Origin of the sequence: Veillonella sp. KGMB01456 (assembly GCF_023051165.1) — a bacterium.
GTDB lineage: Bacteria > Bacillota > Negativicutes > Veillonellales > Veillonellaceae > Veillonella_A.
On the sequence record NZ_JALKIG010000001.1, the window covers coordinates 102,018 to 128,230 of the forward strand.

Below are 26,213 nucleotides of genomic sequence, written 5' to 3' on the forward strand. Positions count from 1 at the left end.
CTTATGAGTGGATCTCGCGTTAGCAAGTTTATGACACAAAATGCTATCTACATCGTACTCGTTGTATTGGTAGCTGCTATATCAATTTATAGCCCTAATTTCTTATCAATGACCAGTTTTCGGGATATTTTAATTCAGTCGTCACCGCGTGTTATTATTGCCCTTGGTTCAGCTATGATTCTGATAACCGCAGGCTGTGACTTGTCAGCCGGTCGTGTTGTTGGTTTAACCGCGGTTGTTTCGGCGTCTTTATCACAGTTGCCAAGTTATCCGCATCCGTTCTTTGAACAGGCGCCAAATTTACCGACTTTCTTACCGATTATTATCGCCATTGCCGTAGGCGCTTGCGTTGGTTTGGTGTCCGGTTTAATCGTAGCGTACTTGCGTATCGTACCGTTCATCGCAACCTTGGGTACTATGGTTATGACCTATGGTGTTTGTTCCTTGTACTTTGACATGGAGCCAAACAACTCTCAGCCAATCGGCGGTTTACGTCCTGAATTTACCGTATTCGGTTCCGGAGCTATGGATTTAGGCTTCATGACGATTCCTTATATCGTTATTATTGCTGCAGTTATCTCCTTTATTATGTGGATTGTGTATAACAAAACAGTACTTGGTAAAAACATGTTTGCCATCGGTGGCAACGCTCAGGCAGCTGTTGTATCCGGTATCAACGTAGGTGCTACCTTAATTGCCATTTATGTAATTGCCGGCGCCCTTTATGGTGTAGGCGGTATTTTGGAAGCCGCTCGTACCGGTGGTGCAACAAACAACTATGGTAACATGTACGAATTGGATGCCATCGCCGCAGCCGTTGTAGGTGGTGTATCCATTACCGGTGGTGTTGGTACGGTACCGGGCATCATTGCCGGCGTACTTATCTTTACGGTAATCAACTATGGCCTCACTTTCGTAGGCATGGGCCCATACTGGCAGCTCATCATTAAAGGCTTAATCATCGTTATCGCCGTAGCTGTTGACGTACGTAAATACTTGGCCCGTAAATAATTGACGACAGATTAGGTAGTCAATCGAAATGATTCTGTACGTATATATGTACACCCTGTGAGTATATATACGCAGATGCCAACATGATTACATATTGTAATTTTTGAAAATATGAATTAATTAAGATGTTTAAAAAAGCGCCGTTAATGAATGAATTTTTCATTTATTAACGGCGCTTTCTGTCTTTGTATAAATGTGTTGCACTATTTGATAATCAAGATTTTAGAGCGATTAGGAATGACTATTGATTGTGGAAAGTAGCATTATTTGATTGTAAAATTTGATTATAAATATTGCACGATATATTATTTATGTTATATAATATAAAAAGGTTATTTGAAGAAGTCGTGAAGCGAAAGTTGAGAACCGCTTTAAAAATATATGTATTGCTTTGCGTTAAGTATGCATATTTATAAATTAGGTATAGGGAAACAATGATGCGTATGCCAGTAACAATACTTGTACCGGTATATGTATCGAGCTTGCATAAGCCTTGGCAGATTAATTATGGGCGAGTGTATGCTTTTGACAAGAGAATCAAAATACATTAATAGAGCTATAGCCATGGGAATCGGCTATAGCATATTAGTGTTTTTTGTGTTTGTGTGGTGATTTTGGTACGTGTAATACTAGAAAGTTGAGTAATATGCAATGAAGCGTACGGGATTTGTGGTAGCCGTCTTCTTAATAGGAATCATAGTGATTCTTGGAGGCTGGCTTTTAGGGATAATCGGGAGAGATGACGGGCGCACTTTGGGGGAACGGCTTGATGCAGCTTATCACGCCTATATGCCTATGTCGGGAACGAAGCCACTATATATCAGGCAATTAGTGGGGCCGGATATGGGCACGAAACGAACTATTTTATGGGAAACAACTGAATTTGAAGCAAATGCTGTGGTTGTCTATAAATTAAAAGGTGAGGCTGATAGCGAGGCTAAAACTTTGTGGGCGACGACGGACAAGATTAGAGAAAATCAGACGACTCGCTATGTATACCGTGTTGATTTGTGCGATTTAGAGCCCAATCAAGAGTATGTTTTCCAGGTGGGGAAGCAAGGTCATACCGATGGTGAATGGCACTCCTTTAGTACGCATAAGATGGATAAAATGTCATTTCTTGAAACAAATAAGCCGCAATCTTGGGTTATCCCTAAGACAAGCGGTTCGGTGCAGATTGTAGGGGTCAAGAAATACGATACCCATTTTTGTTTGCATGGACCGAATCATGATTGTCCGGATGTTCATCCGAATACGCTGATTTGTTATGATATTTAATATTTTTTTCCATATTCTTCTTGACTTGAAGTTAACTTCAAACTATATAATGACTATATAAGATATTGAAGATATTCGATGAGCTGTTTGGTTGTATACAGTTTGTGAGATAACGTGTGAGATAACATGTATGAGATATCATGTGGGATCACATGTATGAGATAAGAGGAGTAACGATATATGGAAGAAAAAAAGAGAAGTAAAAGTTGGTTTACGTGGGTAAGTGCAATGGCGGTGCTGATTGTTGTCATGGGGGTCATTATCAGCTCAACTGCTTGGGGCTCCGGTATGTTGCGCCAAGGGCGGACATTGTATTATGAATTGATGCCGCAGGCGGGGACTGAGGCTATGTATGTACGGCAATTAATTACGCCGGACATGACGCACTCTCGCATTATCATGTGGGAAACGCACGCACCGGAAGCCGATCCGGTGGTACTTTATAAAATAGCCGGCGCATCGGATAGTACGATTGAGACTGTACCGGCTACGATGGAACGCTTTGAAGAAGATAAGACGGTGCGCTATATATACCGGGCGGAGCTTACCGGTTTGACGCCGAATTCAACCTATGAATATCAGGTGGGCAAAAATGTGATTACCAAAGGTTGGCATACCTTGCATACGATGGACGAAAGCAGTTTTACCGCCTTGATTTTTCCGGACTCCCAGTCCTCGGACTATAGCGGGTGGCAAAGCTTGGTAAACACGGCCTATAAAGAAAATCCGGAAGCCACGTTTTTTGTCAACATGGGTGACCTTGTAGATAATGGTGAATCGGCTTATCAGTGGGACGCTTGGTTTGGCGCGGTGGAGCCTATGATTGCGAATATTCCTTTTGTCGGCGTTAGCGGCAATCATGAGTACTATTCGCTGGATTGGCAGATAAAAGAGCCGACTGCGTATGACCATTTCTTTAAATTTGATGCACCAAAGGCTGAGCCCTATAGCGAGGCTGCCGGCGATTCTTCCCGACGTGCTTTTTATTCCTACGATTATGGCGATGTTCACTTCGTGGTGCTGAATACGCAGTTTAACGAGATGAATGAAAGCTATCGCGATGAAGTGCGTAATGAACAAATGGCATGGCTTGAAGAAGATTTGGCGGCTACGACTAAGCCTTGGAAAGTAGTACTCATGCACCGTGATACCTTCAGCTATCCGAATACGAAGGTGGCACGCATGACGGCCGGATTCAGTGATATAGGTGAATTATTCATGCCGGTTTTTGAAAAATACAATGTGGACATGGTATTGTCGGCCCATTATCATATGTATCGCCGTCGCGGCCATGTGGAAAACTTCCAACGCAGTGAAAAAGGGCCTTACTATATCATTACCGGTGTAGCGGGTGATGTGAAATACGCTGAGATTTGGAAAGACCATCCGCTGGATGAGTATGTGTCACCTTATCTTGACGGGGATAACTACTTAGTTCTTCATAAGGATAATAACAGTTTGACCGTTGATGCGTACTTGGCTGACGGCACGAAGTTTGATTCGATTACGTTGCGTAAATAAAGCAAGTAACTTTATAATTGCCTAATTTCGCAATAACTTTATAATTGTATAATTTCGCATATAGTGACGTCTTATAAAGTAAAAAGGAAGTAACGATTTCATCGATGAAATCGTTACTTCCTTTTGTATTAGCTGTTATAGTGATTCCGGTTATAGTTTACCCAACGCTTCAGCCAAAGTATCGGCTACATACCATAATTCTTCTTTAGTATGGTCCGCCGATACGGTTAGGCGTAAGCAGCTTTCACCGGGCGCCACGGTCGGTGGGCGAATGGCCGTCAAGATAATGCCTTTTTCGAATAATTGATCTTGAACCGCCAAGGCTTTTTCATCAGACCCTACGATGATAGGGAAGATCGGAATGGCATTGTGAGCCACCGGAATATTGTGACGTTCTAAATATTTAGACATATCATGCACATTGGCGCGCAACTGCGCAATGTGATACGGTTCTTTTTCCAAAAGTGCTAAAGCGGCTTTGGCTGCGCCTACGGCGGCCGGCACTAAAGCGGTGGAGAAGATAAAGCTGCGGGCGTGATTAATTAAGGTATTGATGATTACCTCGTTGGCGCATACATAACCGCCTTCACTGCCGAGGGCTTTACTGAGGGTGCCCAGTTGAATATCTACGTCATCGCTTAAGCCAAAGTGATGAGCGACCCCTTTGCCTTCGCCGATAATACCGGTCGCATGGGCATCGTCAACCATAACCAAAGCACCGTGCTCTTTGGCTAAATTTACAATGGCCGGGAGATGGCAAATGTCACCATCCATGCTGAAAACGCCGTCTGTCACAATGAGTCGTTTGCCCGTTGCCGGTAAGCCCGCAAGCAGTTCGTCTAAGTGTTTCATGTCGCTGTGACGATATACATGCACGTTGGCGCCGCTGAGACGGCAACCATCGATGATGCTGGCGTGATTTAATTCATCGCTGAGGATGTGATCGCCCGGTCTCATGAGACCGGAAATGGTGCCCACATTGGCCATGTAACCTGTGTTGAAAACCAATGCTTTGGTAGTGCCTTTAAAAAAGGCCAAATCTTCTTCCAGTTCCGTAATCATCGGATTAGTGCCGGACGTGAGGCGAGCGCCGCCGGATCCGGTGCCGTAAGTTTCAATGGCTTTTTGGGCCGCCGCTATGACATCCGCATTATGGGTAAAGCCCAAATAATTGTTGGAGGCCATCATTAAATACTTTTTGCCGTCCAACTCGATATGCGTGCTATCGATAGGCGTATAGGCGACACATTGACGAAAACGATGTTCTTCTTTGAGCACTTCCAGCTCTTGATTCATTTGTTCCCAGATGGCTTTTCTAAACATAGTAACTCCCCGCTTATAATTAATAATCTACGATAAAAAGACGTTTTTAATTATAATAATCTCTCTGAAATTTTCTACCTTTATTATAACAAAATTTGCTAAATCGTTTCAATTGTTACCAAAACGGTAGTTTCTTCCAAGTAATGGCGCAAGGAGTCGAGGTCGGTGTCCGGTTTTACAAAAAAGATGCGACCGCCTCGTTGATCGCCCAGTTCTTTGACCGGCGTTAAGCGGTGATAGGTGTGGCCGTAACTTACATAACCTACGGCGTAGTCCGGGTCGTCGGAGACGCAAAATTCGCCGAGAATATCCGGATAGCCTAATACTTTTGATGCCAGTACCAACGCTTCTTCGAAGTGAACACCGGTATGACCTTGTTTTTCAAAGTGAGGGATAGCGTCAGCCGGATCGGCAAAGGCCATGCGGCTGACACGCACGCCGCGGAGGCCCAAATCGTCCATCCGTTCACCGGTTTCGGCGTTGCAGATTAAAGCACCGCGCATGTTTTCCGGTTGACTGCGAAGGGTAAAGAGGGCTTTTTGAATGGCTTCGCGATTAATGCCGGAGGTTTCGAGGAGACGGTACGCAGCTTCGAGACCTTCCGCTACGGAGTCGGCTTTGGTGATGGCAACGTCTAAAGCCGGTTTATATACGATGTCGTCATCTTCGATGGCATCGATGGTGATGCGGATAAAGTCGGCACAGCCTTTGCTGTGAGTTAACGCTCTGGTTACGAGTTCAGAGGCTGTTTGCGCTAACTCTTCTTTACTTAAAATTCGTTCGGCCCCGGAAATATGGTGGCCGCCGTTTTCATGGGCACCGCCTTTAGCCGAACGCATACGAATACTATAAAGCATTGGCCTTATCACCTCCGGAGAGTGCCGGAACAGAGCGACGAACGCGGGACAACACTTTGACTAAGAGTGGGGAGAAGATGGCGGTAAAAATATAGCCCGGTACGGCCATAAGAATCATTGCCATAGCTAATTTACCGAAGAAGAGACCCAAGGTGAGGCGGGCAATGATAGAAGCAATCGGACCGGCAATTACCTGGGACCAGACGGCTCGGTGACCTAAATAGAGAACGGCCCCGGCAATAACGCGGAATTGCATCTGAATCGCTACATTTAATAAGTTGTGGGTGCCCAACATGAGGGAAATGGCACTGGCTAAGCAACCGGCAATGATATAGCGTTTAAAGCCGAATACACAGCAGATGGCAACGGCGAGTGGCGCGGATAGCTGGAATTCTATGCCGGGAATCACATTCGGTAATTTAATAGCGCCTGTAATCCCAATCATGGCGGCCAAGATGGCGATTTCGCAAATGAAACGAATGTTAGAATTTTTCATACGTAAACCCCTTTTCTAAAAATAATACCCCTAATACCTATTGTTAACCTTTATGTAAACCTATTGCGGATAAAATGGTTAACATTTGAGAATATTATACCCCAGTCGGTGTATACTGTAAATGAGAATTTTAAGAAATTTTTGTACAAATTTTTTCAGGAATATCATAGAGAAAATGTAGGAAAATAAAGTTATATCAGCGTTTATGTTAAAAAGTACAAGTAGTTTGACAGGAGAGATTTTTATCAACTAGATGATAAAACGTATCCCTGCAGATTAAAGCGTAGAATTAGCAATTGACCTATCTCTAAAAGTCATATCAATTTACAAAAAGTAATATGACATGAGCCCCTTTAATCTCTGTTGCAGATTTGATATAATAAAATAGTATAAAAGGTCCGTTGAAGGGGACCGTTCACAGTCAAGGAGGACGATATTGTGGAATTAGTACAAAACTTAAAAGCAAAAGTAAAACCATTAGGCAAGAAAATTGTATTACCTGAATACAAAGATGCTCGTGTATTAGAAGCTACTGAATTAATTCTTAAAGAAGGTTTTGCCACCCCTGTATTGGTTGGTAACCCTGAAGAAGTTAAAGCATTGGCTCAAAAAGAAGGCTTCAACGTTGACGGTGCTGAAATCATCAACCCTGAAACTTATGATCGTTTACCTGAAATGATCGACATTTTCGTAGAAAAACGCGCTAAAAAAGGTATGACTCCTGAAAAAGCAAAAGCCACTATGCTTGGCGATTGCTTATTCTTCGGTGCTATGTTGGTACACCTCGGTGTAGTTGACGGCATGGTAGCTGGTTCTGCCAGCCCTACGGCTAATGTATTGCGTGCCGCTTTACAGGTTGTAGGTACTAAACCTGGTCTTAAAACCGTATCCAGCTCCATGTTTGTTTTCTCTGACAAAAAACAATATGGCGACGACGGTATGCTCGTATTCTCCGATTGCGGCGTTATCCCTAACCCAACTTCCGAACAATTGGCTGACATCGCTATGTCTTCCGTTGAAAAAGCTCGCAAAGTTGGCAATATGGCTAACCCTCGCGTATCCTTCTTATCTTTCTCCACTAAAGGTTCTGCGTCCTCTCCTGAAGTAGATAAAGTAGTTGCAGCAGTTGAAATGTTGAAAGAACGCAATGTAGATTTCGACTTCGACGGCGAATTACAGCTTGATGCTTCTATCGAACCATCTGTTGCCGAACGCAAAGCTCCTGGCAGCAAAGTAGCCGGTAAAGCTAACATCTTGATTTTCCCTGACCTTCAGGCAGCTAACATCGGTTACAAATTGGTACAACGTTTTGCCGGTGCTACCGCTCTTGGACCATTGATTCAAGGTTTGGCAGCTCCTATTCATGACTTATCCCGCGGTTGCTTCGCTACTGATATCGTTGATGTTGTAGCTATTGCCGCAGCTGAAAGTGTTGAATAAGAATTTCATATAGCGAATGAATAATAAACTCCGTTATTGTAGTAGGTTTTTGAAAAACTCTGACAATAACGGAGTTTTTTAGCTTGTGTTTTATGGTATAATAAAAGTTGTTAGTAATAATATTATCAATAAGGCGATTCTTAAGACCTGTTTTGGCTAAGATATTTTGCTTACTATAATCTATGACTCTTAAGTAGAGGTGATACTATGAAACTATATTATTTAGAACACAGCGGTTTTATGCTTGATGCCGGTGATACCTGCTATATCTTTGATTATTGGAAAGATGAAGCGCAGGTTGTCAAAAAAGCGCAAGCGGCAGGTAAAGTATTGTGGTTCTTCGTGACCCATTGGCATGGCGATCATTATTCGCCGGCTATTTTAGATTTTAACAGCCCTACAACGCGTTACATCGTGCATACCGACGTGCCACATAAAGATATGCCTAAAGAACGAACTACGGTTATGGCCGTAGGGGATACGACGTACGTTGAAGACCTTAAAGTTACCATGTACGGCTCCACCGATGAAGGCGGGTCCTTCTTAATCGATACCGGTGATGCTACGATTTTCCATGCCGGCGATTTGAACTGGTGGCATTGGCTCGGTGATACGCCGGAAAATATCGACTTTGCTCGTGATTTTGCGGCCAAGGAATTTAAACGTATTGCCGGCATCACGCCGGATCTTGCCATGTTCCCGGTAGACGATCGCTTGGAAGCGGCCCGTGAATGGGGCGCCTTTGAGTTCTTACATGCAGTAGGACGTTTGCCAAAACTATTTGTACCGATGCATCGTCACGGTCCGGTTTGGGAACCTTCGTTATACTTTAAATCCTTGTATGAACATTTGCCGGTTTGGAGTCCGAAACATACGGGCGACAGCGTTGAATTAGAAGAGTATGGGATTGAATAATTCGATTGAGTTTGGTGAGTAGAGTATTGAATAGTTCGAAAGGATTGAGTATGAAACGACGAACGGATTGGCCGATTGCCACCGGCTTATTGTTTTGTATGATGATTATATTTTTAGGCGTCTATCCGTTTCGCCAAGAGCCCTTATTCGGCTTTTTGACTCATGTAAGCGGTGCCGCCATGATCGGCGGCCTGGCTGACTGGTATGCGGTGACCGCATTATTTAAAAAGCCTTTAGGCATTTCGTATAAAACGGCCCTTATACCGCGCAGTAAGGCCCGCTTGGTGGAAACGGCTCGTTATATGATGGTGGAAGAACTCCTCAGAGTTCAGCCGGTATATACGATTATTAAAAAAGAACAGTTGCCGAAGCGCATTCTCATGTACTTTTTGAGCGATGACGGGCGTAAACAATTAAATCAATTCATCGAAGAAGTAGGTTCACAGTTAGGCAATCGCTTTGACGGAGCACCCCTTCGCAAGGAAGTGACAGGCGCTATTAAGCAGGGCGTGGAGCACTGGGAAGTGGCACCACTCCTCATTCGTTTTGGTCATCTTTTGATGAAATATGAAACGGCGGAGACGTTGTGGCTCTACCTTAATCGCATGGCGCAGCGACTCATTGGTTCTGAAGGTATCCAGCCGTATATTACGGGTATCGTGGCAGCGATGATGAGCCGTTATGCGGAAAACTCCTTTTGGCGAGAGCTGGCGTTAGCCCTCGGCAGTGACAGTTTTTCACCGGAACGGGTGGCTGAATTAATTCAGCGCAAAGCAACGGAGTTTTTACGCTCGCAAGAATCGATTTATTCCCCCATGGGGCAGTATGTGTACAATAAGGTGCTTTGGCTCTTATCTGAGCTGGAGCGCAATAAAGAGTGGCGCGCGTACATAGAAACCAAAAAGAATACATGGCTTATGGATGCCTTGGAAGATGTAGATATGGCCGGCGATACTAAAGCTTGGCAGGGAATTTTCAAACGGGCTCAAGAAGAAGCCGAATCTTATGCGCGCAGTTTATTGCAGGATAAGGCCAAAATGCAGAGTTTGGAACGTTTACTTTTGTATCAACTGGTTCCGTTACTTCGTAAATTGCGGCCGTTTGTAGATACATCGGTAGTGCGTGAATTAAATTCCTATTCGCCGGAACGCTTGGCCGATTTGATCAAAGGTAAGTTATATCACGATTTGCAGATGATTCGTATTAACGGCTCCTTGGTAGGTGCTGTGTTGGGCGGTCTCTTCTATGTGGCGGCGCAACTCGTGCAAGGAGGTGTTAGCTTATGATTGGTGGTGTACCGTATCGCGTATGGGCTAATCGGATATTAGCTGGCTCCGCCGTTTTATACGCCCTGGTTTTTGTGGGGCAGTTCTACATTACCGCTACCTGGTATGAAGCTTTATATTGGCTCGTTCAATCGGCGCTTATCGGTTCCGTGGCGGACTGGTTTGCCGTGACTGCCTTATTCCGTAAACCGCTGGGCTTCCCGTATCATACGGCGCTCATTCCGCGCAATAAAGAGCGCATGATTTCCGGTTTGGTTAACCTCATTGAAACCCGTCTTTTGACTTTGGACCAGTGCCAGCGGGCTTTGAAGTCGGTGAAATTCGTGCCTTATATTGACGGTTATATCAAGAGTGATAAGGGCCGTCAGTACATTCGTAAGGCATTGTGCAGTTTGCTCCATGTAGTGTGGCATAGTCGCAGTGAAAGGGAGTGGGCTGCTTGGGGTGCTGAGAAACTTCGTTATTTCTTGCATCGCCAGTCGATTACGGGACCTTTACAGCAGTTTTTAACGGATGTTTGTAAAACCAATAAGCACGAAACTACGATTATTAAGGGCATCATGCTGCTGCAGGAAGCTCTCGATAAACCGCAAGTTTTGTTCTGGCTTACGAATACGATTGATCGTGAGATTCAGGCTCGTAAGGAAAATATTCTGTCCGCCATTCTTATTGGTGCTTCGGAAACCTTTGACATTATTAATGCCCGCGATATGGCCATGGCCATGTTGCGCGAGCTCTACATGATATTGGAGCGGTGGAAACAACCGGGCAGCACGGAGCGTCTTGTGTGGATGCAGCAGTGGCTTGGTCCTTTGCAGGAATTGGCCTATAACAGCACCGTCGGTAAAGCTATCGACGATGTGTGGCAACGCTGGATTGACGAACAAGATTGGGAAGCTGTTTTGGAAAGTTATGTGTGTCCGTACATTCATAATGTAATCCACATGTCGGATAAAGAAGATACCTTTGAAGAAGGTACACCGGTTAATGTATTGGAACAGTCGTTACAGGAGTTGTGGGCTGTTTACAGTAAAAATCCGGAATTGGAAGCTAAATTGGAAAACATGTGTCAGCACATGGCCGGTTATGTGTTATTGCGCAGTCATGCGCTACTGGGCGTCATTGTGCGACAGGTACTGGGCTCACTCAGCACAGAGAAGTTTATCTATTTCATCGAATCGAAAGTAGAGGATGACTTGAGCTGGATCCGTATTAACGGTGCTTTGGTAGGTGCTGTATGCGGCCTCGGCGCTTGGAGTTTCTTACACTTTATCTATGAACCGCTTTTGGCTTTGTGGGGATTATAAGAATATTTTGTAGTGAAAAAATAAACGGTCTTACTTCGCTTAGGAGTGAGACCGTTTTTGTTAACCTAAAAAGGACCCTGTGAAGGGTCCTTTTTAGGTTGTAATATTGTAGCGTGTTTGAAGAAAGTTAATGAAAAATTTTTTATAAACATTCATTGCCGGAGATGAAGTTAGTTGTCAGCTTGTCACTGATGAAGTGGGGTGGCAAACTGTTGTGATGAAGTTGCCGGCAATGAAGTGTTAACGAATTAAGCCTGAGTCTGAATAGGTTGAGGCGCGGTGCGTTCCAAATGCAAGTCTTCAATCATCTGTAAGTCTTGGAGTGGGGAACGACCATCGGTGGTTAAGTAACCGCCTACCATGATACCGTTGAGACCGCCGGATAATGCTAAGGCCTGTAAGTCGCGGAGGTTAACTTCACGACCGCCGGCTGTACGAATCTGTGCATGTGGCAATACGAAACGGAACATGGCGAAAGTACGTAAAATTTCCAATGGAGGCAATGGTTTGTTGTGTTCAAATGGAGTGCCTTTGATTGGATTCAAAATATTGAGCGGCACGGAATCGATGCCGAGACGTTTTAATTCATAAGCCATTTCAACGCGTTGTTCCAAGGTTTCATTGAGACCGAGGATACCGCCGGAGCATACGCGGATGCCTGCTTTTTTAGCGTTTTCAATGGTGGACATTTTGTCAGCAAAGTTGTGAGTGCTGCAAATGTTAGGGAAGTTGCTTGGTGCCGTTTCGATATTGGAATGGTAACGAGTTACACCGATAGCTTTCAACTGAACAGCCTGTTCGTAAGTAAGAAGACCTAAGGAACAGCAAATTTCAAGACCTGTTTCTTCGTGAATACGACGAAGAGCACTCAAAATCTGTTCAAATTCTTTAGGATTGTTGGTGTTACGACCGCTGGTTACGATGGAGAAGCGGATAGCACCGGCTTCTTTTGCTTTACGAGCGTGTTCAACGATATCTTCTTCGCTCATAAACGGATATACGGTAACGCCTGTTTCGTGATGAGCCGATTGGGCGCAGAATTTACAGTTTTCAGGGCATTTGCCGGAACGTGCGTTAACAATCGCACAAAGGTCAACTTCGTTGCCGCTGAATTTTTGACGAATTTTATCGGCCATAGCCAATAAAATCATTGTATCTTCGTCGGAAACATGAATTAATTCTTCAGCTTCCTTTGGCGTGATTTCACCACCATCTAAGATGCGTTGGGCGTACGCAATAATTTCTTCATAGCCAATAGTTTGTTTTGTTGTCATGAACCTACACCTCTGTATTTCTTTAGTTTATCCCGCTCTACCTGGGAGCTTCGGCTGTGGGTCTACTTGATATTAACCATTAGCCGTTGCCTATATTATACGAACATGATTTAAGATAGTCAACCATGAATTTTAATCATAGTTAACAATAACCGAAAATTATAAATATGGTTAACAATTGTAATGTCAGTTTGTAAAAAATTTACAAAAAATGGATAGGACAGATTACCATTTTCAAGAGGCTGTGATAAAATAAGAAGTAATGTAGTAAGTATTGTTTTACACGGCTTAAAAGTCGGTGAGGGGGCGAGGCATCTGTTAACAATTGAACGTAAAAGTGTCACGCCTTTATATGAACAGATTTATCAATACCTTAAATCTCGAATTGAGCACGGACAATATGCGGCCGGTTCCCGTTTACCGTCGGTTCGTTCCTTAGCCGGTGAAGTGGGAGTAAGCAAGATTACGGTGGAACAGGCCTATTTGCAGTTGGCCGCGGAAGGCTATATTAAGGCTCATGATCGCTCGCCCTATGAAGTGTTGCCTTTGCCGATTTTATTGGACAACGGCTCTCATTTTGCAAAGAGCCATGAATTGAGTGGCACCGATGCCGAGGTTGACAATATTTTGAATGAAAAGGCAGCCGAAGCGGACATAAGCGGTGTGAGTCAAAACGGAACTCGGATGGAGCTTACAAGGTTAGCCAATCAAAGGGAACTAACTGCTAAAGCAACACAGGCCGTGCCCATTCGCTATAATTTTGCTACCGGTGCCATGGATCCGGAGGGTTTTGACTATACGCGGTGGAAGCGATATATCGGTTATATCTTGCGTGAACCGGAACGGCTTTTGGCCTACGGCCACCCGCAAGGGGAACCGGAACTGCGGGCTGAGCTGGCGAAGTATTTGAATAATGCCCGCGCTGTGCGTACCACGGTGGATCATATTATTATCGGCAGCGGTACGCAGGCTATGGTCATGATGCTGGCAGCCCTTTTAAAACGTGCCGGCCTCACCACGGTGGCCGTTGATGCCAGTGTTATCATCGGGGTAACGCATATTTTTAACAATTACGGATTTACCGTTATCACCGTGGACCAGCATAGTGAGACCTTGTTGGCAGACCTATATAAAGCCGGTGTGGAAGCCTTGTACTGCACGCCGTCTCATGGCGATAGGCAAGGCCGAGTCATGAGTGTAGGCCGACGCAAGGAATTGTTACACTGGGCGGCGGAGCAAAACAGTTATCTCATTGAAGATGATTATGACAGCGAACTTCGCTATTACGGACGGCCCATTTCGTCCTTGCAGGGGATGGCCACGACGGAGCGGGTTATCTATTTGGGGACCCCGTCAAAAGTGTTGCCCCCATCTATTCGCATTAGTTACATGGTTTTGCCACCGGTGCTGTGGAGCGATTTTTTAACCTATCGCACATCGTATCGGCAAAGCGCCGGTGTGATGGAGCAGCTCGTATGGGCGCGTTATATTAAGGATGGCGAGTGGTCCAAACAAATTCGTCGTTTGCGTAAGCACTATGCGGATAAAAGTAAGGTTTTAGCGGCACAGTTGCAGCAAACATTTGGCGATACCGTTAAAGTATATCTGCCGGAAGGCGGTGTTTATATAGGTCTTACGATTTTTACGGATAAGGGAGCGGACGCTCTTTTGCAAAAAGCCCGTGAGGCCGGTTGTGATGTGCGCATTGAAGCGGACGGCGATGACGAAGTCCGTTGTCTGTTGTCATTCAGTGCGATTCCGACCAACGAATTGGAAGCGGCCGTAAAAGAACTGGGCAACGCTTGGAAAGGAATGTGAGATGATACCATTTCGCTTTATACAATGCGGAGACCTTCACTTGGGGACTCCTTTTAAATATTTGAAATCATTAGGTAAGCAAGTGGACGAAGCAGTCAATCGTGCTACCTATCAGTCGTTTACGAATATTGTGGATTTTGCCATCGAGCAGCAGGTGCACGCCGTGCTGATTACGGGCGATATTTATGATAGTGAAAAACATAATTTGGAAGCACAGGTACGTTTTGCCTATGAATGCGAACGCCTTAGCGAACATAAGATTCCCGTATTTTTAGTACAGGGCAATCATGATCCGGCGGAAAGTTGGGCGGCCAAAATAAGCTTGCCAAGTTCCGTGTATGTGTTCAGCGCCACTAAGAGTGAGCGTCAACCTTTATATGTGAAAAACAAGGTGGCTGCGTATATCTACGGCATCAGTACGAGCAATCAAAACCGGGCCGACAATGTGGCACAGCAATTGAAACCTTGGTCGGACGATCCTTTCTCCATTGGGATTTTTCACGGTACCGTAGGCTCAGCGGTTGAGCACGAAACGGTGGGCCCCACTACGCTGGGGGAATTGACGGCGTCGCCGATGAACTATTGGGCTGTCGGGCATATTCATAAACGGCAGGTATTAAACGAAACGCCTTATGTGGTGTATGCCGGGAATATTCAAGGCCTTCATAAAATAGAATTGGGTCCTAAAGGTTGCTACTTGGTTGATGTGACCGCCAAGGGTCGTGTGACTCTGCAGTTTCACGAAACGGCGCCCATTCGCTTTGAGCAGGTAACCATAGATATTGGCGCGCTGGGCAGTACCGGCGATATGGTGGAAATGATTCGCCATAAGAAGGAAATGCTGCGTAAATTGAAAAAGCAGGTACTCCTCGAAATTGTGCTCACCGGCGAAGGGGCCTTGTATAAACTTTGCAGTCAAGACGAAGTGCGCCAAACTTGGCTTGAAATGGCGCAGGCGGAAGAACGTAATAAGTTTAATTTCGTCATGCCTTTCAGTATCGTGGACCGCACGCGGGGTGTAACGGACTGGACGGCGCGCCGTGAAATGGAAGATATGGTAGGCGACTATTTGCGCAGTTATGATACAATCGCCAAACTGCCGGCCGTAGAGTGCGCTTCCACGATTCGCAATCTCATTGCGGAACGGCCGGAAAGTAAAAGGCTCGGTATGTATCAGGAACTGTTGACAGATGATGTTTTATTAGACGCATTGCGACGAGCGGAAGCGGAAGGTGCTCGTTGCCTCATGGGAGATACGGATGAGGATTAAGGAAATATATATTAAGGAATTTGGCCCTTATCATGAATGGTCGTTCACACCGGCCGGTGAAGGGGTACAAGTTATTTACGGTCCCAACGAAAGCGGCAAGACCTCCTTATTGGAAGCCTTTCGCTTTTTGTTGTTTGGTAAAAAAAGTAAAACTTACGGCTACGGCTCGGGCTATCTTGTGGTAGAACGGGAGGGCGTGTCCTATCATATCGGCCGGGACGGCAAAAAGCTTAATTTCTATCCGTTAGGCAAAGGTCCGATTTCGGAAGAACCGGCGGCTCTATGGTGGCATGGTCTCGACAAAAAGACCTATGATAGAATTTTTGCCATTACCGTTGATGAATTGCAAGGTGCGGATGTGCTGGCCGAAGTGGAAGTGCGAGCTCGCTTCTTCGGCGGCGAGGGTGGTGAGCGCCTCAGCACGGCCGTGAAGGATATTGAAAAAGCCTCCTCCGATTTACTGGTTGCTTCGGCGAACGGGAAGCGGAAAATCAATGTGCTCATGGAGCGGTTGAAACAGCTGCGTGAAAAGATGGCAGACCTCGGCAAGAATGAAGAGGCGTATACGGCGTACCAACAGGAGTTGGACGGCATCGCCACGACGGAAAAGGAATTGCAGGAGCGCCTTAAAGAATGGCAAGATTACGGTAAAGACGTGGACCTTGTATTGCGTGCCTGGGATGTATATAAACGGGCGGAACATGCGAAAGAGCAGATGAATACCTATGCGGTTACGGATTTGCTTGAAAAAGACGCTTTCTATGAACTGGACGAAAAGATTACGGAATGTCGTAATAATATGAAGCTCTGGAGCGGTAAGGAAGCGGGTCTCGTGCCGGAAAACTTTGCGCCCGATTCTTTGGTAGGCGTTTACAGTCAAGAGATTGAAAACCTGTTCCAAGAATTAGGTCAGTGGACGCAACTTCAAAAAGATTGCGAACAAGGGCGTAACTACCTGAAACGAGTTAAAGAACAGTTGGATTTGTCACGTACTTTGCATAATGCTTGGCGGGCGGATGCAGAAATGCCGGAAAAAGTGGATTGGGCAACCGGTGAAAAACTGGCCCGTGAACTTCGCAGCGCCCAAGACAATTATTTGAATTGGCAAGGCCGTAAACCGGTTGAGCCGGCAGACATTGCCAACTCCACGGTGAAAGACGAAGAAAATTCCCTGAAGGAATTGGAAGCCGGCATGGCCCAATTGAAACAGGCCTTTACGGAGTATGAAAACAGCATAGCTAAGGAAAATGAACTCAACCAAAGTGGCCCGTCACCTTTATATCGCTATGGCGCCATCGCACTCATTGTTATTGGCATTGTCCTCATGATGGTGCTTCCCGATATAGGCCTTTGGGCAGGCATTCTTTGCTTCCTTTTAGCAGCGGGTGCTTTTGGCTATGGTTGGCAGCAAGGCCGCAAATTTACGGGCCTTCGCGAAGCAGCTTTGCACCAGCGTGAACGCTGGGACGAGCTGGTAAAAGCCATGGCTCGTGATTTGGAATTACCGGAACCCAAAACAGCGGCCGATATTAAGGATTTGGAAGATTCGGTAGCGGCTAAACGGGCGGCTTTCAGTAATCAGAATTTAATCTTGGCTAAAATTCACAGCTATGAACAGGTACATAATCAGTGGCTGGAAGAAGGTAAAAAATTGGAAGCCGCCGGTAATGCGGCCATGGAAGCTTGGCAACGTTGGTTACCGGAAGGGGCCAGCCGTGTTTTGACGGACAATCAATTCTTTGCCCTCAAACAGGAATACGATACGTATATGGAAGATTTCAACCAGTATAAAGATTATGAAAAACGCTTGGCAGAACATGAGGCAACCCTTAAGGATATTGAATCTCGTTGCGCGGCTTTGTGGGAAAAATTGGAACTGGATATTCCGGTTACGCCGATTGAATTGCGTCGTGTTTATAATCTTTTGAAATCCCATCGTCAAAACCAGGTCCGTTGGGAACAAAAAGAATCACAGCGTCGCAATTATCATGAAGAATATGAGCAGTGGAGCCGCCAAGAAAAGGCACTGTTGTTGGAACAGCAAGAGTTTTTACAAAAGACCGGGGTCGCTACGGCCGGCGAATATCGTCAGCGTTTATTGTTGCAAGATCAATATGTGCAGTGGCAAAAAGTGTACGAACAGAGCCGTGATCAATTGGCCTTGTTTGCTCCGAAGAAAGACGGTCAGGAAGCTTTGTATCGTCGTTTGAAATCGGGCAATAAAGAAAAGTGGCAGACCGAAGCGGAACGAAGCCATTCGGAAATGGCGGCCTTGCAAAAACGTTTAGCTGCTTTGTATGAAAAACGCGGCCAGATTCAGGAAGCAATGCGCACCTTATCACAGGATAAGGCTCTGTCCTTGGCGCTGCAGGAAGAACAACAGTTGGAAGGGGAATTGCAGGAAGCGTTGACAGCCTGGGCGACCCAAGTTTTGGTAAGCCATTTCATGGAACTGGCACAGATGGACTATGAAAAAGACCGTCAGCCGGAAGCTATGGCGAAGGCTTCGAAATATTTGTCTTTGATGACAGACGGCAAATATACTTTACAATTGGGGGACAGCACGGCCAATGTGGAAGCGGTGCTCACATCCGATGAAGTGGTACCGACGGAGCGTTGGAGCAGCGGCATGGGCGATCAGGTATACCTCGCCTTGCGCCTCAGCTTGGCCAGCGTGTTTGCACAGCGCGTGGAATCATTGCCGATTATTTTGGATGACATTTTGTTGCGCTTCGATGAAGGTCGACAAAATGCGGCCTTGAAGCTATTGGCTCATATTGGCCAAAGTGAACAAATTTTGATCTTTACCTGTCAGCAGGGCACGGCGGAACGCAGTGCGCAGCTCGATGGCGTGAGCGTGTACGACTTGTCGACCCGCGAAGCCATGTAGGTGAATAGAACAAAATGTAAATTTATAAACTGAAATAGATTAAAAATACAGGAAGTTATCATTTGACGAGCTGTATGGAAAATCTGAAAACCTCTCTGAAAATAATTCAGAGAGGTTTTTTGTATTTAAAAGTACCTTGTATACATGAGATTAATGCACAGTATGTATGGCATATTGCTATATGATTTTTTTTGACAATAGGTATATAATAGAAACAATCTATTTTCTATAGAATGGATATAAGGCGTATAATCATAGATTGTTAGACGTTGGTACAGGCTAATAGCGATTCCCGGCGGAGCTATTTGATATAGCTTTGGGGAGGCTGTGGGCATGAACTCGTTGGACGAAAGTGATTGTCTTAATATAGAAATAGCAATTGCCCGTGCTAGGGCAGCTAAAGAGAGAGTATAGGGTTTGGAAGGAGCAAGGGCTTATGGGACAAGCACATCAAGGGACATATCAAAAATCAGGAAGCGTACACCAACAAGGAAAAACGCAAATTGAAATTCAGCAGCAGGAACAGGCGCAATGGCAAAAGCAGGGCTTATATGATGCGGCCTATGAAAAAGACGCCTGCGGCATGGGTTTTGTAGTCGATATTAAAGGCCGTAAATCCCATGATATTATCGATGACGGTTTGCGTATTTTGGAACGTTTGGAACACCGTGGCGCGCGTGGCGCCGATGCTTCATCCGGTGACGGCGCCGGTATTTTGGTGCAAATTCCGCACGACTTTTTCCGTCGTGAATGTGAAGTGTTGGGATTTTCCTTGCCACCGGTTGGGAGTTACGGTGTAGGCATGGTATTTGCCCATCGTTATGAAACCCTTCGCAATAAGCAGAAGGCGATTTTGGAAAACATTGTTCGCGAAGAAGGTCAAGTCGTACTCGGTTGGCGTGAAGTGCCGGTCGATTCCCATGCCGTGGGCGCCGAAGCGGCAGCCATTCGACCTTGGCTCATCCAGATTTTTATCGGTAAAGGCGATAATATCATGAACGATGAAGAGTTTGAACGCAAACTGTATGTAATTCGTAAAGAAGCGGAAAAACAGATTATTCCTCTCAGCAAAGCGGAAAGCGGCGATTTCTACATTGCTTCGTTGTCCGCCAAAACCATCGTTTATAAAGGGATGCTCACACCAAAGCAGCTCCGAGAATTTTATCTTGATTTAGTGGATTTGGATTTCACGTCGGCCTTAGCCATGGTGCACTCCCGTTTCAGTACCAATACATTCCCAAGCTGGGCGCGGGCTCATCCGAATCGCTTCATTGTCCATAATGGGGAAATTAATACCATTCGCGGCAATATTAACTGGATTAATGCCCGCGAAGGCAAAGCCGATTCGGAATATTTTCCGCAAATTAAAAAAGTATTCCCCGTTGTTGACGATACCGGTTCCGATTCGGCCATGTTCGACAACACGCTTGAGTTCTTATATATGACGGGCCGCAGTTTGCCGCATGCCATGATGATGATGATTCCGGAACCTTGGGAAAACAACGAGCTCATGAGTCAGGAGAAAAAAGACTTTTACGAGTTTAACAGCTTCATGATGGAACCTTGGGATGGTCCTGCTGCTATGGGCTTTACGGACGGTACCGTTATCGGCGGTGTGTTGGACCGCAACGGTTTGCGCCCGTCCCGTTACTATATTACGGGCAATGATCGCCTCATTATGGCGTCCGAAGTAGGCGTTGTCAATGAAGCGGCTGAAAACATTCGCTATAAAGGTCGTTTGGAACCGGGCAAAATGCTCCTCGTTGATACGAAGGAACAGCGTATTGTATCGGATGAAGAAATTAAACATCGTATTGCTACTGAAAAACCGTACGGGGAATGGGTGAAAGAACATATCATTCACTTGGACAGCATTGAGCAGGCGACGGATGATGAAATTCCGACAGTGTCCAACTTGAAAGAATTGCAGCAAGCTTTCGGCTATACTCAGGAAGATTTGGTGCGTATGTTACAGCCTATGGCTAAAGATGGCAAAGATCCGGTAGGCGCCATGGGGGCTGATGCACCGTTGGCCATTTTATCGGATAAACCGCAGTTGTTGTACAGTTATTTTAAACAATTATTTGCACAAGTAACGAATCCGCCAATCGATGCGATTCGTGAAAAAATGGTAACCTCCACCGGCGTAATGTTCGGTAACAGCGGTAACATGATGGATCCGCACAAAAGCGGCACTTATTGTGTGTACTTGGATAGCCCGATTTTGACAAATAAAGAATTTGCCGCCATTCGTAAATTAGATTGTCGCCGCATGAAGAGCACCGTTTTATCCATTCTCTTTGACCCGGCCGAAGGCACGCAAGGAATGCGCAAAGCCTTACAGGCTCTTTGTGAAAAAGCGGAAGAAGCGGCGCGCTCCGACCATAATGTGTTGGTTTTATCCGACCGTGGCGTTGATGCCAATCATGTAGCTATTCCGGCACTCCTCGCTGTAGCAGCAGTGCACAATCATTTAATTAAAAAAGTACTCCGCACCGATATCGGTTTGGTCCTCGAATCGGGGGAACCGCGTGAAGTTCATCATTTCTGTACCTTGATCGGCTATGGGGTAACGGCTATTAATCCATATGTTGCCCTTGAAACGGTAGCGGATTTACAAAAACAGGGCCGCTTAGGCGATGTTACGCCGGAACAGGCTGAACAAAACTATATTAAAGCAGCGGTAAACGGTATTTTAAAAGTCATGTCCAAAATGGGGATCTCCACGGTGCGCAGTTACCAAGGGGCTCAGATTTTTGAAGCCGTAGGCCTTAACAGCGATTTCATCGGTAAATATTTTGTGAATACACCGACTCGTATCGGCGGTATCGGTACTGATGGGGTAGCGTTGGAAGCATTGAGCCGTCATCATCGTGCCTTCGAAGAACCGGCCGACACTGCCCTTGAAGCGGGTGGTTTCTATGGTCCTATGAAGGACGGGGAACCTCATTTATACAATCCGAAGACCATTGATTTATTGCAGCGTGCTTGTATTGAAAATAATTATGAACTCTACAAAGAGTATGCATCGGCGATTCGCAATGATTACCATGTAACACTTCGCAGTTTGCTCGAGTTCAATTTCCCGGTGGGCGGCGGCATCGCTATCGAAGAAGTAGAACCGGTAGAATCTATCGTGAAGCGCTTTAAAGGGGGCGCCATGAGTTACGGCGCAATCAGTAAGGAAGCGCATGAGACCATCGCCATTGCCATGAACCGTTTAGGGACTATGAGCAATTCCGGTGAAGGCGGCGAAGATGCGGACCGTTACAAATTGTTGCCTAATGGGGACAATCGTTGCAGTGAAATTAAACAGATTGCATCGGGCCGTTTCGGCGTGACCTCCGAATATTTAGTCAATGCCAAGGAATTGCAAATTAAATGTGCCCAAGGTGCCAAACCGGGTGAAGGCGGTCAGCTTCCGGGCAAAAAGGTGTATCCGCCAATCGGCAAAGCCCGTCACTCTACGCCGGGCGTAGAACTGGTATCACCACCTCCTCATCACGATATTTACTCCATTGAAGACTTGGCGGAATTAATTTTTGATTTGAAAAACGCCAATCGCGATGCTCGTATCAGTGTGAAATTAGCCGCCGAAGCGGGTGTTGGTACTATCGCTGCGGGGGTAGCCAAAGCAAAAGCCGATAATATCCTTATTTGCGGTTATGACGGCGGCACCGGCGCGGCCGGTCGTACCGGTATGCGTCATACAGGGGCCCCTTGGGAATTGGGCCTTGCCGAAACGCATCAGACCTTGCTGCTCAATCGTTTGCGTGACCGAATCGTCCTCGAAGTGGACAGCAAATTGATGACCGGTTTTGATATTGCCGTAGCAGCTCTCTTAGGGGCTGAAATGTTCGGCTTCGGTACCTTACCGCTCATCACCGTAGGTTGTAAGATGGCCCGTGTTTGTAATTTAAATACCTGCCCATACGGCGTAGCAACGCAGGATGAAAAATTACGTAAAAACTTTAAAGGCAAACCGGAATATGTGGAACATTTGATGCTCTTTTTAGCTCGTGAACTTCGTGAGATTATGGCTAAACTCGGCATCCGCAGCGTAGAAGAAATGGTTGGTCGTGTAGACTTGTTACGCCAAAAAGTGGTGGATGATAATTACAAGTTATCCCGCGTCGACTTGAAACGAATTCTCTTCCGTCCATATACGGATATTTCAGTCGGCCATTACCATAAACACGAACAAGACCATGAATTGGCAAAAACGTTAGATGCGGGCAAATTGCTCCGCATGTGTCGTCCGGCTATTGAAGAGCAGAAACCGATTCGTGCTAAATTGGCCATCAACAATACGCACCGCGTAGTAGGTACTATCGTGGGTAGTGAAATTACTAAAAAGTACGGCGCTGACGGTTTAGCGCCGAATACGATTAAGCTCAGCTTCGTTGGCAGTGCCGGTCAAAGTTTTGGCGCCTTTATTCCGAAAGGCATGACCATGGTGCTCGAAGGCGACGCTAATGACTATGTAGGTAAAGGCTTGTCCGGTGGCGTTGTGACGGTATATCCGCCGAAAACGGCGCTTTTTGAAGCAGACCAGAACGTTATCATTGGGAACGTGGCTTTTTACGGGGCCACTTCCGGTGAAGCCTATGTAAGCGGCCGTGCCGGTGAACGCTTTGCCGTCCGCAATAGTGGTATTACCGCTGTGGTGGAAGGTGTGGGCGACCACGGTTGTGAATACATGACCGGCGGCGAAGTCCTCATCTTAGGTCCCACCGGTCGTAACTTTGGGGCCGGCATGTCCGGTGGCTATGCGTACATTCTTGATTTTGATGTGCGCAAGTGCAATACTGCTTTGGTAGAGCCGCGTGCGGCTACGAATGAGGATTTAAAACGCATTAAATCTTTGGTTGAAGCACATGTATTGCATACAGATAGTCGTAAAGGTCGTCATATTCTGGACAATTGGCAAAACTTTGCACAGCGTTTTACCAAAATCGTACCGACTGCTTATGAAAACATGCAAAAAGCAATTGCTGTTTATGAAGCAACGGGCTTAAAATTGGAAGATGCTCAATTACAGGCCTTTAAAGATGCCTATCATATTAAGTAGCATGTAAGTAACGTTGTAAAAAGCGTTGTAAGTAGTATTGTAAGCAGCGTTGCAAGTAGCATTGCAAGTATCGTTGTAAGTCGTATCGTTTGAGTAATTACATAACACATGGGCTCTTTAGTGAGTTCGATATAAATGGGTTCGTTTGATTCTGAGTTTTTAAATAAAACTCGTTTAAACGGGCCTATTTTGCTATATTCGGCGATTTTTTTGAACATTAGAGATTTTTAAAATATTCAAAATAGTATATAATTAAGAACAGACAAATAGAAATAAGTAAATAAGTTAATTATAAATCAATTATTGGCATATCGAATCTTAGGATATAGTTAATGCGTGTTTGGCGCATATAGTAAAGGAGCCATTAGTGAAATTATTACATATAGTGACAGCCTTGTTTTTCGGTGCAGCCTTGCTTTTGGGAGGATGCGGTTTAGCTTCTGAAGAGTCGTCTTCGGTAGAAACCGCAAAGACTGTGTCGCCTAATACAACGGCCATGAAAGGGCCGGTACCGACGACGGAATTGCAAGAAGCAACTAAATTACTGCAGTCGAATGATTACCCCGGAGCTATTGCAAAAGCGGATGAGATTTTGCAAAGATATCCGAAATCTGATGCGGCTTATTCGTTGAAAGGTATAGCCATGGGGCTAAACGGTGATCCTGCAGGGGGATTGGTTTTGGCGAAAAAAGCGTATGATTTGAATCCAAATAATTTAAGCAATTATTACAATTTGGCCATGCTGTATAAATTGCAGGGGCAATTGAATGATGCTAAATTTTGGTTTGATGCGTTATTGGCTAAGGATCCAACCAATACTTGGTCGGTCTATGGCATAGCCACTATTTATGCGGATCAGGGTCAGGATGCTAAAGCATTGCAATATTTACGCCAGGCCATTGCGCTGGACAAAAGTGTAAAAGAAGTTGCGCGCACGCAAGATCATTTTGAGCGTTTTCACGGCAATGAAGAATTTGAAGAGATTGTAAAATAACCGGAGAAGGAGGATTAGTTATGGAAGAACGACAGCGACGTTTTCGATGGCTATTCATGGTAATGATTGTTATGGTAGCCGGTCTTATGGCCGGGTGCTTTGGACCGACGAAGGTAACAACAGCCGAGGCGGATATGCGCGAGATGCCGGTTAAAATTAATAATGATGCCAATATTACGGCTTTAAATAAAGCGACCATTGAACCGACTGTTTCCGGGCAGGTGGCGACGATGGCTGTTAAAGTGGGCGATGAAGTTAAGCAAGGTCAGGTTGTGGCCATGCTCGATACGAGTACCATGCAGCAGCAACTGAATCAGTTGATTCAACAACTCGGTGAAGCCCAAAGTAGTGGTGGTGTACAGGCTGTGCCGCAAGAGACGACTATCGTACCGGGCGCAGTATCGGCGGCTGATGTGAACCGTGCTCGTGAAATGATGCAGAACGGGATCATTACTGAAAAAGAATACCAGACCATTGTGCAACGTTCGCAGGCAACCGTTGTGACGAGTGGCGGCGGCTATGTGTCTACTGGCGGCATGGAAACGGCCGGCATCCAAGCGGCGATTGCGCAACTGCAAACACAAATTGCCCAGGCTCAAATTGTATCACCAATCAATGGGCGGGTTGCCGCTATTTATAATGAAGACAGAAAGGTCGCCATTGAAGGCAGACCGTTTATGCTCATTCAGCAGAATTCTCCGGTTGTAGCTTCCTTAAGTATTCCTCAGAACTTTGCTCTTAAGTTGGCCGAGCCGACGATTAAACCATCAATTAAGGTATATTTAAAAATTGATGACAAACAGATTCCGGGTGAAATAACGTATATAGACACGAATGCACCGGCCGGCGTGCCAAGCGTATTAGTAAAAGCGACCTTCTTGAATGCGGATGGCCTCATTCAGCCGGGCGAGTTCTATACGTTGGTTATTGAATCAGAAGCCAAAGCACCGGTACTCGCTGTTCCTAAAGAGGCCGTTCGTGAAAACAAGGATGGCAAGTTCGTGTATGTAGTAACTGCCGATAATACGGTGGACGTTCGCGTAGTAGAAACCAGTGAAACCGATGATGATTATACGGCTATTGTAAATGGCTTGGTCAAAGGGGAACGTGTAATTACGTCTAAAGGTGAATTCGAATTGGGTGAAAAAGTAGAATATTAGTAGAATATTAATTTGAATATTAAGTAGAATATTAATACATGCGAAATTGACTTGCTGTATAACATACGTATATTAAACTGCACGAGGCTCAGATGAGAGCCTCGTTTTTTGTGTATTAGTCACAGTCTTTATATACAGCTTTTTTATACGGTCTTAGATATGTTCGTTAACAGTGCCATTAATAGCATATAGAACCTCCTGAAGAAAAAACTGAAAATTTTAAAAATAGGGGTTGACGTTCCCTGTGTTAATTTGGTAAGATAGTCAAGTCGTCAGTTGAAGACGACAAACAACACTGAGTG

General features: G+C 45.5%; 17 protein-coding genes. 13 read left to right on the forward strand and 4 right to left on the reverse strand.

Features of this window, described 5'->3' with window-relative positions:
* Positions 1 to 3: 3 nt before the first annotated feature.
* From mglC to MXE28_RS00575, 3 genes are all read left to right on the forward strand, one after another.
* Positions 4 to 1,011, forward strand: a complete 1,008-nt coding sequence (mglC, locus tag MXE28_RS00565; protein ID WP_021840815.1) for a galactose/methyl galactoside ABC transporter permease MglC — start codon at positions 4 to 6, stop codon at positions 1,009 to 1,011.
* A gap of 651 nt (positions 1,012 to 1,662) precedes the next feature.
* Positions 1,663 to 2,289: a fibronectin type III domain-containing protein gene (locus MXE28_RS00570; protein ID WP_021840816.1), complete on the forward strand. Its 627-nt coding sequence runs from the start codon at positions 1,663 to 1,665 to the stop codon at positions 2,287 to 2,289.
* A 180-nt stretch (positions 2,290 to 2,469) separates the two neighbouring features.
* Positions 2,470 to 3,810, forward strand: coding sequence for a metallophosphoesterase family protein (locus MXE28_RS00575; protein ID WP_247239693.1), 1,341 nt, complete (start codon positions 2,470 to 2,472; stop codon positions 3,808 to 3,810).
* Between the two features lie 150 nt (positions 3,811 to 3,960).
* Here the strand turns inward: MXE28_RS00575 and bioF are convergent, their stop codons facing one another.
* The 3 genes from bioF to MXE28_RS00590 all read right to left on the reverse strand — a co-directional run bounded on the left by bioF (position 3,961) and on the right by MXE28_RS00590 (position 6,486).
* The gene (gene bioF / locus MXE28_RS00580; RefSeq protein WP_247239694.1) at positions 3,961 to 5,133 is read right to left on the reverse strand and encodes an 8-amino-7-oxononanoate synthase; all 1,173 of its coding nucleotides are present in this window, start codon (positions 5,131 to 5,133) and stop codon (positions 3,961 to 3,963) included.
* Between the two features lie 98 nt (positions 5,134 to 5,231).
* Positions 5,232 to 5,990 (reverse strand): 6-carboxyhexanoate--CoA ligase, encoded by a 759-nt coding sequence (locus MXE28_RS00585; protein WP_156704557.1) that lies wholly within the window; start codon positions 5,988 to 5,990, stop codon positions 5,232 to 5,234.
* Positions 5,980 to 6,486 carry a hypothetical protein gene (locus MXE28_RS00590; protein ID WP_021840820.1) on the reverse strand — a complete coding sequence of 169 codons (507 nt, stop codon included), beginning with the start codon at positions 6,484 to 6,486 and terminating at the stop codon, positions 5,980 to 5,982. Before MXE28_RS00590 ends, MXE28_RS00585 begins: the two co-directional genes overlap by 11 nt.
* 438 nt (positions 6,487 to 6,924) lie before the next feature.
* Here MXE28_RS00590 and pta point away from each other — a divergent pair, with 438 nt between their 5' ends.
* The 4 genes from pta to MXE28_RS00610 all read left to right on the forward strand — a co-directional run bounded on the left by pta (position 6,925) and on the right by MXE28_RS00610 (position 11,434).
* The gene (pta, locus tag MXE28_RS00595) at positions 6,925 to 7,926 is read left to right on the forward strand and encodes a phosphate acetyltransferase (RefSeq protein ID WP_021840821.1); all 1,002 of its coding nucleotides are present in this window, start codon (positions 6,925 to 6,927) and stop codon (positions 7,924 to 7,926) included.
* A 207-nt stretch (positions 7,927 to 8,133) separates the two neighbouring features.
* Positions 8,134 to 8,841, forward strand: a complete 708-nt coding sequence (locus tag MXE28_RS00600; protein WP_247239695.1) for an MBL fold metallo-hydrolase — start codon at positions 8,134 to 8,136, stop codon at positions 8,839 to 8,841.
* Positions 8,842 to 8,891: 50 nt separating this feature from the next.
* Entirely contained in the window at positions 8,892 to 10,127 is a 1,236-nt protein-coding gene (locus tag MXE28_RS00605; RefSeq protein ID WP_247239696.1) for a DUF445 domain-containing protein, read from the forward strand.
* Positions 10,124 to 11,434 (forward strand): DUF445 domain-containing protein, encoded by a 1,311-nt coding sequence (locus tag MXE28_RS00610; RefSeq protein ID WP_247239697.1) that lies wholly within the window; start codon positions 10,124 to 10,126, stop codon positions 11,432 to 11,434. The genes MXE28_RS00605 and MXE28_RS00610 overlap by 4 nt, the downstream gene beginning before the upstream one ends.
* 248 nt (positions 11,435 to 11,682) lie before the next feature.
* Here the strand turns inward: MXE28_RS00610 and bioB are convergent, their stop codons facing one another.
* Positions 11,683 to 12,708 carry a biotin synthase BioB gene (gene bioB / locus MXE28_RS00615; RefSeq protein ID WP_021842376.1) on the reverse strand — a complete coding sequence of 342 codons (1,026 nt, stop codon included), beginning with the start codon at positions 12,706 to 12,708 and terminating at the stop codon, positions 11,683 to 11,685.
* A 360-nt stretch (positions 12,709 to 13,068) separates the two neighbouring features.
* On the opposite strand from bioB, the gene MXE28_RS00620 reads away from it, so the two are divergent.
* The 6 genes from MXE28_RS00620 (at position 13,069) to MXE28_RS00645 (ending at position 25,911) form a co-directional block, all read left to right on the forward strand.
* Positions 13,069 to 14,526 carry a PLP-dependent aminotransferase family protein gene (locus MXE28_RS00620; RefSeq protein ID WP_302688849.1) on the forward strand — a complete coding sequence of 486 codons (1,458 nt, stop codon included), beginning with the start codon at positions 13,069 to 13,071 and terminating at the stop codon, positions 14,524 to 14,526.
* Position 14,527: 1 nt separating this feature from the next.
* The gene (locus MXE28_RS00625) at positions 14,528 to 15,796 is read left to right on the forward strand and encodes a DNA repair exonuclease (RefSeq protein ID WP_281493505.1); all 1,269 of its coding nucleotides are present in this window, start codon (positions 14,528 to 14,530) and stop codon (positions 15,794 to 15,796) included.
* Entirely contained in the window at positions 15,786 to 18,686 is a 2,901-nt protein-coding gene (locus MXE28_RS00630) for an AAA family ATPase (protein ID WP_247239699.1), read from the forward strand. Before MXE28_RS00625 ends, MXE28_RS00630 begins: the two co-directional genes overlap by 11 nt.
* A gap of 436 nt (positions 18,687 to 19,122) precedes the next feature.
* Positions 19,123 to 23,757 carry a glutamate synthase large subunit gene (gene gltB / locus MXE28_RS00635; protein WP_021842380.1) on the forward strand — a complete coding sequence of 1,545 codons (4,635 nt, stop codon included), beginning with the start codon at positions 19,123 to 19,125 and terminating at the stop codon, positions 23,755 to 23,757.
* A gap of 367 nt (positions 23,758 to 24,124) precedes the next feature.
* Entirely contained in the window at positions 24,125 to 24,751 is a 627-nt protein-coding gene (locus MXE28_RS00640; RefSeq protein ID WP_156705666.1) for a tetratricopeptide repeat protein, read from the forward strand.
* A 20-nt stretch (positions 24,752 to 24,771) separates the two neighbouring features.
* A complete protein-coding gene (locus MXE28_RS00645) occupies positions 24,772 to 25,911 on the forward strand; it encodes an efflux RND transporter periplasmic adaptor subunit (protein ID WP_021842382.1) in 1,140 nt (379 codons plus the stop codon).
* Positions 25,912 to 26,213 lie beyond the last annotated feature (302 nt).